We start from the raw sequence: 13,226 nt of genomic DNA, 5'->3' as shown, positions 1-13,226 counted from the left end.
GAAAAATACGGAAGGCAAATAATTAATAATGAAAGGCAATAAGTTCAAGTAGGGTAATATTCACTATTGTAACCCTTTTATCTAGTTTTAATCAATACGTTGGAACACAAATACAAGAAGCGAAGACAAGAAAATTTGTCTTCGCTTCTTATTTAGTTTAGTTCCAGCTCCGATAGTTAAAAAGATCGACCATTTTAACCTTTCTGAAGGAGCCGCTTACGCTTTTTATTTAATCCAGCTTCAGCAGCTAGAATGGTCGGTGGCTAGAAGGATCAGTCATTTCACTCTCTCACTCGAAGCAAAGAGCGCTTCAAGGTCGAGAGTTCCAATGTCCTGCGATTCTGAGCGAGCCACTTCCACCTTTTACTTAATAACCAAGTTCGGTTTTTTATTTAAGCTATGACGACCATCTACGAAGCGAACTGTGCCTGATTTCGCACGCATAACAAGAGATTGCGTTGTTCCTACGCTACCTTTAAATTGAACACCGCGTAATAGTTCTCCATCTGTTACACCTGTTGCTGCAAAGATTGCATCGTCACCTTTTACTAAGTCCTCCATACGAAGGATACGATTAATGTCTTCTATGCCCATTTTTTTACAACGCGCTAATTCAGCTTCGTTTTGTGGCAATAGTTTTCCGTGAATTTCTCCACCTAAACATTTTAAAGCAACTGCTGCTAATACACCTTCAGGTGCTCCACCAGATCCAAATAAAATATCTACACCTGTACGATCAAACGCTGTATTAATCGCTCCAGCTACATCTCCATCATTAATTAATTTAATACGAGCACCAGCTTTACGAATTTCTTCGATAATTTCTTGATGACGTGGGCGATTTAAAACTGTCGCTACAACATCTTCAATATCTTTATTTTTCGCTTTCGCAACTGCACGTAAGTTATCAATAATAGGCGCATCAATGTCGACCGCCCCAACTGCTTCTGGGCCAACCGCGATTTTATCCATGTACATGTCAGGAGCATGTAACAAATTACCATGGTCTGCAATTGCAATAACAGCAAGAGCATTCCAGCCACCAGCTGCTACGATGTTTGTCCCTTCTAAAGGATCAACTGCAACGTCTACACGTGGTCCATATCCTGTACCTAATTTCTCTCCGATATATAGCATTGGTGCTTCATCCATCTCACCTTCACCAATTACAACTGTACCTTTCATCGGAATTGTATCAAATACATCACGCATAGCTGATGTTGCTGCACCGTCTGCTTCATCTTTTTTCCCGCGCCCCATCCAACGCGCTGATGATAATGCTGCAGCCTCTGTTACACGTACTAACTCCATAGATAAACTTCTTTCCACAATAATCCCTCTCCTTTAAGTCTTTATATTTCTGCCGTATTTTGTGAACCGTGTTTTTCTATAAAGTGTACTTCCGCAAGTAGTGATCCTTCGCTTCCCCCTTGCGGAAGTATCACTTATGCGTTCTTCATCTCTTCAATTTCTTGTTTTGTCATTTGTTCTCGCCAAATGTTTGCTCCAAGCCCTTTAAGCTTGTCCACTATATTCTCATAACCTCGATCAATATGCTCAAGTCCTGTTACTTCTGTAATTCCATCTGCCATTAACCCTGCAATAACAAGTGCCGCTCCCGCTCGTAAATCACTCGCCTTCACTTTTGCACCTTGCAGTAACACAGGACCAGTTACAATTGCCGAACGACCTTCTACTTTAATTTGAGCATTCATACGACGTAATTCATCAATGTGTTTGAAACGGGCACCGTAAATTGTATCTGTTACAACTCCCGTCCCGTGCGCTTTTGTTAAAAGCGTCGTAAACGGCTGTTGTAAATCTGTTGGAAAACCTGGATATACAAGCGTTTTGATATCAACTACTTTTAACTTTCTATTACCGTTCACCGTAATTTGATCATCGTTCGTTTCAACTTGAACACCAGCTTCTCTTAGCTTTGCAGTAACTGATTCTAAGTGCTGAGGAATAACGTTATCAACCGTTACTTCTCCTCCTGATGCAGCTCCTAGAATCATATACGTACCAGCTTCGATACGATCTGGGATGATAGTATGGTGACAACCATGTAAAGAGTCCACACCATCTATTCGGATTACATCTGTACCAGCACCTTTAATACGTGCTCCCATGCTTGTTAACAATGTAGCTACATCAATAATCTCGGGCTCTTTCGCTGCATTTTCAATAACAGTTCTACCTTTCGCTCGTACAGCTGCTAGCATAATATTAATCGTAGCTCCCACACTAACAACATCTAAATAAATACGTGCTCCATGTAGTTCATCTGCCCTTAAATAGATGGCACCTTGTTCATTTGTAACATGTGCACCCAGCGCTTCAAACCCTTTAATATGCTGATCAATTGGCCTCGGTCCTAAATGACATCCACCCGGAAGCCCAATAACAGCTTTTTTAAAACGGCCAAGCATCGCACCCATTAAATAATAAGAAGCGCGCAACTTTTTCACTTTTCCATTTGGCAAAGGCATTGCAACCATGTTAGAAGGATCGACTACCATCTCTTCCTCCTGTCCATAAGTTACTTTCCCTCCAATCTCCTCTAGTAAGTCTCCTAACATTTTCACGTCCGAAATATTAGGGACACCACCAATAGTTACTGGAGTATCTGCTAAAATTGTCGCTGGAATTAATGCAACGGCACTGTTCTTTGCACCGCTTACTCGAATTGTTCCATTTAAAGCTCTTCCGCCTTCAATTAGCAATTTTTCCATATTGAGCTCCCTTCTTGTGAATGTATTTACTTTCTATATTTTTATAGAAAGCTCCCCTTAAGAATCTCAATTACTCTTTCCATCCCAAAACTCAATAAAGTGAAACTTTAATTAGTCGGGGGTGTCTATCCCCCACTGGTTATTAGTTGAACCAATCGGGCTTTTACGGGCAGTTGATCCCCACCTAACTTCTTTGCTTCCACTAAATTTTGAGGTGGGGGTCTTACTGCCCTTTAATGCAGGATAAATAGGAAACCATTATCTTCATTTCTCCTGTAGCACGAATAGATAAAGATCAACTATTCATCGAATTCACTTTATCAATTTAGATACGTTATCACATTTATTAATAGGACTATGCACATTATTTTCTATTTAAAAACCAAAAATGATAAAATCTTTCGACTTGTTCACGCTTTCATTATACAACGAAAGGAAACCGTCTAAAAGACTAGACGGTTTCCAAAACGGAATTTTATTCTTACGCTTTACCGTTAGAACCGAACTCACGCATTTTACCAGCAACAGTTGCTTTAATAGCGTCGCGGCCAGGTCCGATAAATTTACGAGGATCGTAAACTTCTTGGTCTTTATTTAATACTTCACGAACAGCTTTTGTAAACTCGATTTGGTTCTCAGTGTTTACGTTGATTTTTGAAGTACCTAAAGAGATAGCTTTTACGATATCAGCAGTTGGGATACCAGTACCACCGTGTAATACTAAAGGTACGCCAGTGAAGTCACGAACTTGTTCCATTTCAGCGAATCCTAAGTTAGGCTCACCTTTGTAAGGACCGTGTACAGAACCTAAAGCTGGAGCTAGGCAATCGATACCTGTTGCTTCAACAAGGTGCTTACACTCTGCTGGATCAGCGTAAATTACGCCTTCAGCAATTACGTCGTCTTCTTGTCCGCCAACTGTTCCAAGCTCAGCTTCAACAGATACGTTACGAGCGTGTGCGTATTCTACTACTTGTTTAGTAGTTTCAACGTTTTCTTCGAATGGGTGGTGAGAAGCGTCGATCATTACAGATGTGAAACCTGCATCAATTGCTTCTTTACATTTTTCGAAGCTTGAACCATGGTCAAGGTGAATCGCTACAGGAACAGTGATGTTCATTTCTTCGATTAAAGCTTTAACCATAGCTACAACTGTTTTGAAACCAGTCATATGACGAGCTGCACCCTCAGATACACCTAGGATTACAGGAGATTTTTCTTCTTCCGCAGCAGCTAAGATAGCTTGAGTCCACTCTAAGTTGTTCATGTTGAATTGACCAACTGCGTATTTTCCTTCTAGTGCTTTGTTTAGCATTTCTTTCATAGAAACTAAAGGCATGGTGAATCCTCCTAAAAAACGTTTTTTGTATCCGATAAGTTCTTATCGCTGGTAGTATGACCAGAATAAGGTAAAATATGTATATCTACATACCGGACTTTTTTCTACACTCAATAGGATAACAACTTGTACTCAAAAACTCAACCGTATTCACCTGCACAATAGTCCATGTAAACGCTTTTTTCCATATTTTTTATAAAAAATTCATTTTTACGCCTCTACAGCGAGCTCATTTCTCACAGCTTGACGAATTTCATCAATATCAAATGGTTTAGCAAAATGCATTAAAGCACCTAAATCTTTTGCTTCTTGGATCATATCAAGCTCTCCATAAGCAGTCATTAAAATGACTTTAATACTCTCATCAATTTCTTTTACATGCTTTAAAATCTCTATACCATCCATGCCTGGAATTTTCATATCTAATACTACTAAATCCGGATTATCTTTTTTCACGATATCTAAAGCTTGAAATCCATTCGCTGCTTGGAATGTCTGATAACCTTCTTTTTGGAACACTTCATGTAATAACACACGAATCCCATATTGATCATCAACGATTAAAATTTTACCTTCCATAATTCCCAACCTTTCTGTGTAAGTACAAGATTTAAAGCTTCTTATATCTTAACGATTTATTTTCGCTATTCTTTGGCAAATTCCTTCCTATTCTTTCTTATTTTACCGTTTCCTATTTTGTTATGCTACCCTACGATTTCACCTTTCTAAAAAAATAAACTATAATGAAAGCCGGCAAACACGTACGAAGGGAGTAACATTATGTTAAAAATTTTTTCAACTCAATTAAGTGGTTATTTCTCCAGAGTTTCTCAAAAAGAAGAAATGAATATAGAAGATAGCGCTCGTTTACTTGCTCAAGCACTAATTGGCGATGGTTTCATTTATTTATATGGTACAAATGAAATGGATGGTGTTGTTACCGAAGCACTATTCGGTGCTGAACCAATGAAGCAAGCAAAACGCTTATTTGAAAATGGTAAAGAAGCAGAAGTAACCTCTGCGGATCGTGTACTTCTTATTAGCCGTTTTTCAACAGATGAAGCAGTTGTAGAAATTGCAAAAAAACTACAAGAAGAGGGACACTCTATTGTCGGCATTTCTGCTCTTCAAGAAGGTACGAAATCACTGGAACAATATACAGACGTACATATTGATACAAAACTGTTAAAAGGCCTTATTCCAGACGATGAAGGTAATCGCTACGGGTTCCCAAGCTTAATAGTAGCTTTATTTGCTTATCACGGAATCAAATTTACAATCGATGAAATGTTAAACGAATATTAAAAAAAAGCGCCGTCACTTTAAAGTGACGGCGCTTTTTTTATTACTTGCTCTCTTTATTCGTAATAGAAGCTCTTACGAAGTCATGGAACAATGGTTGTGGACGGTTTGGACGAGAAACAAGTTCTGGGTGGAACTGTGCTGCTACGAACCAAGGGTGGTCTTTTAATTCAATGATTTCAACTAGACGACCGTCTGGGCTTGTACCAGAGAATACGAATCCTTCTTTTTCCATATCCGGACGGAACTGGTTGTTGAACTCATAACGATGACGATGACGCTCATATACAACCGGCTCATTATAAGCATTGTAAGCATTTGTTTCTTCAGAAAGCTTACATGGGTATAGACCAAGACGAAGTGTACCACCTAGGTCCTCTACATCTTTTTGTTCTGGTAATAGGTCAATGATTGCGTATGGTGTATCAGGGTTAATTTCAGAAGAGTTAGCACCTTCTAAACCTAATACATTACGTGCGAATTCGATTGATGCAAGTTGCATACCTAAGCAAATTCCTAAGAATGGAACTTTGTTTTCACGAGCATATTGAATCGCAACGATTTTACCTTCTACACCACGATCGCCGAAGCCACCTGGTACAAGGATACCATCTGTGTCTCCTACTAATTCTTGTACATTTTCTGCTGTTACGTGCTCAGCATTTACCCATTTTACTTCTACATCTGTATCGAATGAGTAACCAGCATGACGAAGTGCTTCTACAACAGAAATATATGCATCTTGAAGTTCTACATATTTACCAACAAGAGCGATTTTTGTTTTCTTAGAAAGGTTACGTACCTTGTTAACTAGCGCAGTCCACTCTGTCATATCTGCAGCTGGATTGTCTAATTTTAAGTGATCACAAACGATTTGGTCCATGTTTTGTTCTTGAAGAGATAATGGAACCGCATATAAAGTATCTGCATCGCGAGCTTCGATAACTGCTTTTGTATCGATGTCACAGAATAATGCAAGCTTGTCTTTCATATCTTGAGAAACAGGAAGTTCTGTACGAACAACGATAATATTTGGTTGAATACCTAAGCTACGAAGTTCTTTAACACTATGTTGTGTTGGTTTTGTTTTCATTTCACCCGCTGCTTTTAAGTACGGGATTAACGTACAGTGAATGTACATTACATTGTCACGAGCGATGTCGCTCTTAATTTGACGGATTGCTTCTAAGAATGGTAGAGACTCGATATCACCAACAGTTCCACCGATTTCTGTAATAACAACATCCGCATTTGTTTCACGGCCAGAACGATATACGCGCTCTTTAATTTCGTTAGTAATGTGAGGAATAACTTGAACTGTTCCTCCTAAATATTCACCGCGACGCTCTTTTTGAAGAACTGAAGAGTAAATTTTACCTGTTGTTACGTTGCTGTATTTGTTTAAGTTAATGTCGATAAAACGCTCATAGTGACCAAGGTCTAAGTCAGTTTCTGCGCCATCATCTGTTACGAATACCTCACCGTGTTGGTATGGGCTCATAGTCCCTGGGTCTACGTTAATGTATGGATCAAACTTTTGAATCGTTACATTTAAACCACGATTTTTTAAAAGTCTTCCAAGAGATGCTGCTGTAATACCTTTTCCTAAAGACGATACTACACCGCCTGTTACAAAAATATACTTAGTCATGAAAAAGCTCCCTTCTATTTTGCTGTTATATAATCACCGTTGCAAAGCGCAACGTATGTAGATAACACTGTATCCATCTTATTGTTAGACTCTTTTTATTTTCTAAACAAAAAACAAAAAAGAAAATTGCTCCCCTCATCACATAAAGTAATAAGTAGGGAGCAATTTTCTTTTATATTTACACTTTAAAAGTATTATCGTCCTTTTTTAAAGAGCCCAAAAATGATTCTACATGGACGATAATGAAAAGTCAAGAACTACAGTTCTTCCTCTTCTTCTTCAGTTTCATCATACTCAAGTTCTTCTTCAGCGAAGTCGTCTTCTTCATCTTCTTCTAAATCATCAAGATCGTCGTCATCTCCGTCTTCTTCTTCAAGAACCTTGTCCAAATCTTCTACATCATCTTCTTCGTCTGCATTTCCGTCTGCATCGTCAAAGTCATCTTCATCTTCTTCAATGTAGTCGTCAAAACCGTCTTCTTCAACTTTACGTTTCTTCTTCGGTTTTGGCTGCGGTAAGATTTCTTCATCAATTTGCTCATATGGGTACCAGCTGCGTAGTCCCCAACGATTTTCTCCTAAATTAATGAAACGTCCATCGATGTTTAAATCTGTATAAAATTGTGCGAGTTTCGCATTAACTTGCTCTTGAGATAGTCCCAGCACTTGAGCGATTTCTTGAACCAACTCGTTGAATGTCGTTGCTTGTCTTTTATCCCCTAAAACGCTATGTACAACTTCAATCATTGAACATTCTTTTAGCTCTTCTGGTGAATATTGCTTAAAATTCACTTATGCGGCACTTCCTTTCATCAAATATAACCTTATATATAACGGTCTGCTTAAAAAAATCCATACTATTCATTATAAACAAAAGTCGCACAAATATGCTACAAAAAAAACGGGAAACTTTTATATGGTAATAAAATTAATAATTTGTCTGTTCCTTATTTCGGAAGCATATGGGCACCTTGCAACACATACCTAATTTGCATTTCTGTATATTCTTCAAGCGTATACAGTTTTTGCAGCGCCCAGCGTCTAAACCCCCACATTTGTCCTTGTATAAAAATATTATGTGCAAGAAGCTGTATTTCTTTTTTATTTAATATAAACGTTCCATTTTCCGTACACTGTTCTAAAATATCCTCAAACATTCCTACCATTTGAAACTCTTTTTCTAATACATATGGGAGAGATTCTTTCGGTAAAAAACGTACTTCTTGATACATAATTAATACTTCTTCTTGTAATTCGTCCATCACTTTAAAGTAATTCGTTATCGCTATCTTTAAACTTTCTATACTCCCTTTTTCTGTACATACTACTTCCTCTAATCGTTCTTTTACATGTTCATATATACTATCACAAACTAAATACAAAACATCATCTTTTGTACGAATGTACTCATAAAGTGTCCCTATACTAAATCCCGCCGCTTTTGCAATCTCTCTCGTTGTTGTACGCGGAAATCCTTTTTGTTTAAACAGTTGCACCGCACCTTTAATCATTTGTTCACGTCTTAACGCAACTAATTTTTCATCTTTCACCGATGCATGTACATTATGTTTAACCATTACCTTCACCTCTCTCTATTATTTTTTGGAAGGAAAAAGCGTAGGAAAATACCTACGCTTTCGTTCCTACTTCGTTAACATACGAGAAATTACAAGCCTCTGAATCTCTTGTGTTCCTTCATATATTTGTGTAATCTTTGCATCTCGCATATAACGCTCTACTGGATAATCTTTCGTATAACCGTAACCACCAAATACTTGCACCGCTTCAGTCGTCACCTTCATCGCTGTATCCCCCGCAAATACTTTTGACATCGCTGATTCTTTTCCATACGGAAGCCCTTCTGATTCAAGCCAAGCCGCTTGATATGTTAAAAGGCGTGCCGCTTCTACATCTGTTGCCATATCCGCAAGTTTAAAGCCAATCCCTTGCTGCGCCGCAATTGGCTTTCCAAATTGATGGCGCTCCCTTGCATATTCTACAGAAGCATCTAAAGCCCCTTGTGCAATACCAACAGCTTGCGCCGCAATACCGTTACGACCTCCATCTAATGTTTGCATCGCAACTTTAAATCCTTGCCCCTCTTCTCCAAGTAGATTCTCTACAGGAATACGGCAATCTTCAAACATAATTTCAGTCGTTGGTGAAGAGCGAATCCCTAGCTTGCTCTCCTTCTTCCCAACTGAAAATCCCGGTGTATCACTTTCTACAATAAATGCACTCGTACCGCGCTGCTTCGATTCAGGATTAGTTAGCGCAAAAACAACATAAATATCAGCAATACCGCCATTTGTAATGAAAATTTTTGATCCATTTAAAATATAATGGTCGCCATCTCTCTTTGCGATTGTCTTCATTCCACCAGCATCCGATCCAGATCCTGGCTCCGTTAAGCCGTATGCACCAATTTTCTTCCCTTCAGCCATCGGTCGTAAAAACTTTTGCTTTTGTTCTTCTGTCCCAAATTTAAAAATTGGCCATCCCGCAAGTGAAGTATGTGCAGATAGTGTTACACCTGTTGAAGCACAAACTCGAGATAATTCTTCAATAGCAATTACGTATGCTAAGTAATCGCTTCCAATTCCTCCGTATTCTTCAGGCCACGGAATACCAGTTAAACCAAGCTCTGCCATTTGATCAAATAACTCTCGATCAAATCTCTCTTCCTCATCACGCTCAGCTGCTGTTGGTGCTACTTCATTTTTAGCAAAATCTCGAACCATTTTTCTTATCATTTCATGTTCTTCTGATAGTTTAAAATGCATCTCCGTCTCCCCCTCGCCCTTTTATAAAGCACGGCTAATAACAAGTTTCTGTATTTCACTTGTTCCTTCATATATTTGCGTGATTTTCGCATCACGGAAAAATCGTTCTACTGGATAGTCTTTCGTATAACCGTAACCACCAAATACTTGCACCGCCTCAATCGCGACTTCAACCGCTGTCTTAGAAGCAAATAATTTCGCAATAGATGCTTCTTTACCGCATGGTAATCCTTGTGCCCTAAGAGACGCCGCTCTATATACGAGTAACCTTGCTGCTTCGACACTTGTTGCCATATCTGCAAGTTTGAAGCCAATCCCTTGCTGCGCCGCAATTGGTTTCCCAAATTGCTCTCGTTCTTTTGCATAATCAATCGCACATGCAAGCGCCGCTTCAGCAATTCCTAACGCCTGTGCACCGATTCCAATTCGCCCAACATCTAAATTCGCCATTGCCACCTTGAATCCTTGTCCTTCTTCCCCAAGTAAATTCTCAGCTGGCACTTTCATATCTTCAAAAGTAAGTTGTACCGTACGAGAACCGAGAAGCCCCATCTTATGTTCATCTTTTCCGATGATTAAACCAGGTGTATCTTTCTCTACTATAAATGCAGAAATACCACTTTTTCCTGCATCTGGATTTGTAGAAGCGAATACAATGTACGTACTTGCTTCACCACCATTTGTAATAAACACTTTCGATCCATTAATAATATAATGATCGCCTTTTTTTACAGCTCTTGATTTCAAACTCCCTGCATCCGATCCTGCATTTGGCTCTGTTAAAGCAAATGCGCCTAAATATTCCCCGGTTGCAAGTTTAGAAACATATTTTTTCTTCTGTTCTTCTGTTCCGAAATATAAAATCGGATTCATTCCAACTGACGTATGTACAGCTAAAATTACACCAACTGTTGCACTTACCTTTGAGATTTCCTCAATTGCTAGAATGTAAGAAATAAAATCCATTTCTGCCCCGCCGTATTTTGCAGGCGCTGGAATCCCCATTAATCCAAGATTACCCATCTTTTGTAAAACCTCTTTTGGGAACACCCCTTGTTCCATACTAGGAACAAAGGGAGCTATTTCCTTCTGTGCAAAATCCCGAACCATTTTCCTCATCATTTGCTGCTCTTCATTAAAACGAAAGTTCATATACTCCGCCTCCATTTGCTATATATCCTTTTAACAATTTGGTAAGACCACTATTTTGTAACAAAGGGGGAATTTATTCGTAAACGTAGAATCCACGACCTGTTTTACGACCTAACCATCCTGCATTCACATACTTACGTAATAACGGACATGGGCGATATTTACTATCTCCTAATCCTTCATGCAACACTTCCATAATGTATAAACACGTATCTAAACCGATAAAATCAGCGAGCGTCAAAGGCCCCATCGGATGGTTCATACCCAGCTTCATTACTTCATCAATTGCTTCTTTCGTCGCTACACCTTCATATAACGTATAAATTGCTTCGTTAATCATCGGTAACAAAATGCGGTTTGATACAAAACCTGGGAAATCATTTACTTCAACTGGTACTTTCCCAATTTTTTTCGTAATATCTTCAATTGCTTCATATACCGCATCATCTGTAGCCAAACCACGAATAATCTCAACAAGCTTCATAACTGGAACTGGATTCATAAAGTGCATACCGATTACTTTTTCCGGACGCTTCGTTACCGCTGCAATTTCTGTAATTGGCAGAGATGACGTATTCGTCGCTAAAATTGCGTGTTCTGGAGCAATTTCATCTAGATTCGCAAAGATTTTCTTTTTAATATCCATTTTCTCAACAGCTGCTTCAATAATAAGATCCGCTTCTTTCACACAATCTAAATCAAGCGTTACTGTAAGACGATTTAATGTCGCTTCCTTCTCTTCTTCCTTCATGCGTCCTTTTTCTACTTGGCGCGCTAAGTTTTTCGTAATGATAGCCAAACCTCTATCTAATTGCTCTTGTTTTAAATCTTGTACCTTCACGTCATATCCTGCCATTGCACATACTTGTGCAATTCCTGATCCCATTTGCCCTGCACCAATTACAACAATGTTTTGTACACCCATTTTTTCTTCCCCCTTAATTGTTAATAAATTTTATACCCTCGAACTTTAATTAGTGAACTTCAATCATCACTGCGTCCCCTTGACCGCCACCGCTACAAATCGAAGCAATTCCAATTCCGCCGCCGCGCTGCTTAAGCGCATGGATTAGTGTAACGATAATGCGCGCTCCGCTTGCTCCAATTGGATGTCCCATCGCTACTGCGCCGCCATTTACATTCAATTTTTCTGGATCAATTCCTGCGATTTCTGTACTTGCAATTGCTACCGCTGCAAATGCTTCATTAATCTCGAATAAATCGATATCTTCAATTGTCTTGCCTGTTTTTTCAAGCAATGCGTTAATTGCATAACCTGGCGTTCTTGGGAAATCTTTAGATTCCACTGCAATTGCTGTATGCGCCAAAATTGTCGCTAATGGCTTTCTTCCTTCTTGCTTCGCTCTGTCTTCGCTCATTAATACAAGTGCGGCACCACCATCGTTCAAGCCTGGCGCATTACCAGCTGTCACCGCCGCTGTCTTATCAAATACAGGTTTTAACTTTGCTAACTTTTCAATCGTTGTATCTTCACGTGGCGCCTCATCCTTTGCAACGACAATAGAATCGCCTTTTCTTTGCGGGATCGTTACTGGAACGATCTCCTCTTCAAAACGTCCTTCTTTATGCGCTGAAACCGCACGCTGATGGCTACGATATGCCCATTCATCTTGCGCTTCGCGAGAAATTCCATCTTCCTTCGCAACTTCTCCGCCATAAACACCCATGTGTGTACCTGAAAATGCGCATGTTAAACCGTCAGCAACGTTTAAATCAATAACTTCGTTGTTGCCCATTCTGTATCCCCATCTTGCTCCGCGTAAAATGTAAGGACTGTTACTCATCGACTCCATACCACCAGCTACAATCAGTGATTGATCGCCAGTACGAATAATCTGATCCGCTAACGTAACCGCACGAAGGCCTGATGCACAAACTTTATTGACTGTTTCCGTCTGCACTTCCCAAGGGATTCCTGCAGCCCTTGCAGCTTGGCGCGATGGAATTTGTCCCTGTCCACCTTGAATAACCGTTCCAAATATAACTTCTTCAACATCACTAGCTGCAACATTTGCTCTTTCAAGCGCTGCTTTAATTGCAATTCCTCCAAGTTCCGTCGCTTTTACATCTTTTAAAGATCCTCCGAATTTTCCAACTGGTGTTCTTGCAGCACTTAAAATAACTGTTTTACTCATGTTTCTTTCCCCCATTTCATTTTTTAACACTGAGCGCTCGCTCGGTATCCCTACGTTGAGAAGAGGTGCAATCATTGCACCTCTTTCTAAAGTTGTATACATTCTTATA

At 39.4% G+C, this 13,226-nt stretch carries 12 protein-coding genes; 1 reads left to right on the top strand and 11 read right to left on the bottom strand.

The window, feature by feature from the left end; translation table 11 throughout:
- Positions 1–363: 363 nt before the first annotated feature.
- From glpX to spo0F, 4 genes are all read right to left on the bottom strand, one after another.
- Positions 364–1,329, bottom strand: a complete 966-nt coding sequence (gene glpX / locus MHI28_RS18945; RefSeq protein WP_000442340.1) for a class II fructose-bisphosphatase — start codon at positions 1,327–1,329, stop codon at positions 364–366.
- A 116-nt stretch (positions 1,330–1,445) separates the two neighbouring features.
- Positions 1,446–2,735 (bottom strand): UDP-N-acetylglucosamine 1-carboxyvinyltransferase, encoded by a 1,290-nt coding sequence (gene murA, locus MHI28_RS18940; RefSeq protein ID WP_000413248.1) that lies wholly within the window; start codon positions 2,733–2,735, stop codon positions 1,446–1,448.
- A 481-nt stretch (positions 2,736–3,216) separates the two neighbouring features.
- Positions 3,217–4,074 (bottom strand): class II fructose-bisphosphate aldolase, encoded by an 858-nt coding sequence (locus MHI28_RS18935; protein WP_001131856.1) that lies wholly within the window; start codon positions 4,072–4,074, stop codon positions 3,217–3,219.
- Between the two features lie 210 nt (positions 4,075–4,284).
- Complete coding sequence (spo0F, locus tag MHI28_RS18930; protein ID WP_000398594.1) at positions 4,285–4,653, bottom strand: sporulation initiation phosphotransferase Spo0F; 369 nt, start codon at positions 4,651–4,653, stop codon at positions 4,285–4,287.
- A gap of 201 nt (positions 4,654–4,854) precedes the next feature.
- Here spo0F and MHI28_RS18925 point away from each other — a divergent pair, with 201 nt between their 5' ends.
- A complete protein-coding gene (locus MHI28_RS18925; protein ID WP_000912391.1) occupies positions 4,855–5,379 on the top strand; it encodes a DUF2529 domain-containing protein in 525 nt (174 codons plus the stop codon).
- 40 nt (positions 5,380–5,419) lie between these two features.
- Here the strand turns inward: MHI28_RS18925 and pyrG are convergent, their stop codons facing one another.
- The 7 genes from pyrG to MHI28_RS18890 form a co-directional block, all read right to left on the bottom strand.
- The gene (pyrG, locus tag MHI28_RS18920) at positions 5,420–7,027 is read right to left on the bottom strand and encodes a CTP synthase (protein ID WP_340828173.1); all 1,608 of its coding nucleotides are present in this window, start codon (positions 7,025–7,027) and stop codon (positions 5,420–5,422) included.
- A 257-nt stretch (positions 7,028–7,284) separates the two neighbouring features.
- Positions 7,285–7,818, bottom strand: a complete 534-nt coding sequence (rpoE, locus tag MHI28_RS18915; protein ID WP_001009774.1) for a DNA-directed RNA polymerase subunit delta — start codon at positions 7,816–7,818, stop codon at positions 7,285–7,287.
- 155 nt (positions 7,819–7,973) lie between these two features.
- Entirely contained in the window at positions 7,974–8,603 is a 630-nt protein-coding gene (locus MHI28_RS18910) for a TetR/AcrR family transcriptional regulator (protein WP_000238594.1), read from the bottom strand.
- 66 nt (positions 8,604–8,669) lie between these two features.
- Positions 8,670–9,809 (bottom strand): acyl-CoA dehydrogenase AcdA, encoded by a 1,140-nt coding sequence (acdA, locus tag MHI28_RS18905; RefSeq protein WP_000545547.1) that lies wholly within the window; start codon positions 9,807–9,809, stop codon positions 8,670–8,672.
- A gap of 21 nt (positions 9,810–9,830) precedes the next feature.
- Complete coding sequence (locus MHI28_RS18900) at positions 9,831–10,961, bottom strand: acyl-CoA dehydrogenase (RefSeq protein WP_001011191.1); 1,131 nt, start codon at positions 10,959–10,961, stop codon at positions 9,831–9,833.
- A 73-nt stretch (positions 10,962–11,034) separates the two neighbouring features.
- The gene (locus MHI28_RS18895) at positions 11,035–11,886 is read right to left on the bottom strand and encodes a 3-hydroxybutyryl-CoA dehydrogenase (RefSeq protein ID WP_000538874.1); all 852 of its coding nucleotides are present in this window, start codon (positions 11,884–11,886) and stop codon (positions 11,035–11,037) included.
- A gap of 49 nt (positions 11,887–11,935) precedes the next feature.
- Positions 11,936–13,219, bottom strand: a complete 1,284-nt coding sequence (locus MHI28_RS18890; protein ID WP_002083553.1) for an acetyl-CoA C-acetyltransferase — start codon at positions 13,217–13,219, stop codon at positions 11,936–11,938.
- Positions 13,220–13,226: the final 7 nt, after the last annotated feature.

It is taken from the genome of Bacillus sp. FSL K6-0268 (assembly GCF_038005425.1).
GTDB lineage: Bacteria > Bacillota > Bacilli > Bacillales > Bacillaceae_G > Bacillus_A > Bacillus_A thuringiensis_S.
Note: the sequence above shows the minus strand (reverse complement) of the source record. Positions and strands in the feature narration are given on the sequence as shown.

What these genes read in the sequence shown, in the direction of transcription:
- pyrG (WP_340828173.1), bottom strand. Translation starts at nt 7,027, where the DNA reads ATGACTAAGTATATTTTTGTAACAGGCGGTGTAGTATCGTCTTTAGGA.
- spo0F (WP_000398594.1), bottom strand. Translation starts at nt 4,653, where the DNA reads ATGGAAGGTAAAATTTTAATCGTTGATGATCAATATGGGATTCGTGTG.
- MHI28_RS18910 (WP_000238594.1), bottom strand. Translation starts at nt 8,603, where the DNA reads ATGGTTAAACATAATGTACATGCATCGGTGAAAGATGAAAAATTAGTT.
- MHI28_RS18935 (WP_001131856.1), bottom strand. Translation starts at nt 4,074, where the DNA reads ATGCCTTTAGTTTCTATGAAAGAAATGCTAAACAAAGCACTAGAAGGA.
- MHI28_RS18925 (WP_000912391.1), top strand. Translation starts at nt 4,855, where the DNA reads ATGTTAAAAATTTTTTCAACTCAATTAAGTGGTTATTTCTCCAGAGTT.
- murA (WP_000413248.1), bottom strand. Translation starts at nt 2,735, where the DNA reads ATGGAAAAATTGCTAATTGAAGGCGGAAGAGCTTTAAATGGAACAATT.
- MHI28_RS18890 (WP_002083553.1), bottom strand. Translation starts at nt 13,219, where the DNA reads ATGTATACAACTTTAGAAAGAGGTGCAATGATTGCACCTCTTCTCAAC.
- acdA (WP_000545547.1), bottom strand. Translation starts at nt 9,809, where the DNA reads ATGCATTTTAAACTATCAGAAGAACATGAAATGATAAGAAAAATGGTT.
- MHI28_RS18900 (WP_001011191.1), bottom strand. Translation starts at nt 10,961, where the DNA reads ATGAACTTTCGTTTTAATGAAGAGCAGCAAATGATGAGGAAAATGGTT.
- MHI28_RS18895 (WP_000538874.1), bottom strand. Translation starts at nt 11,886, where the DNA reads ATGGGTGTACAAAACATTGTTGTAATTGGTGCAGGGCAAATGGGATCA.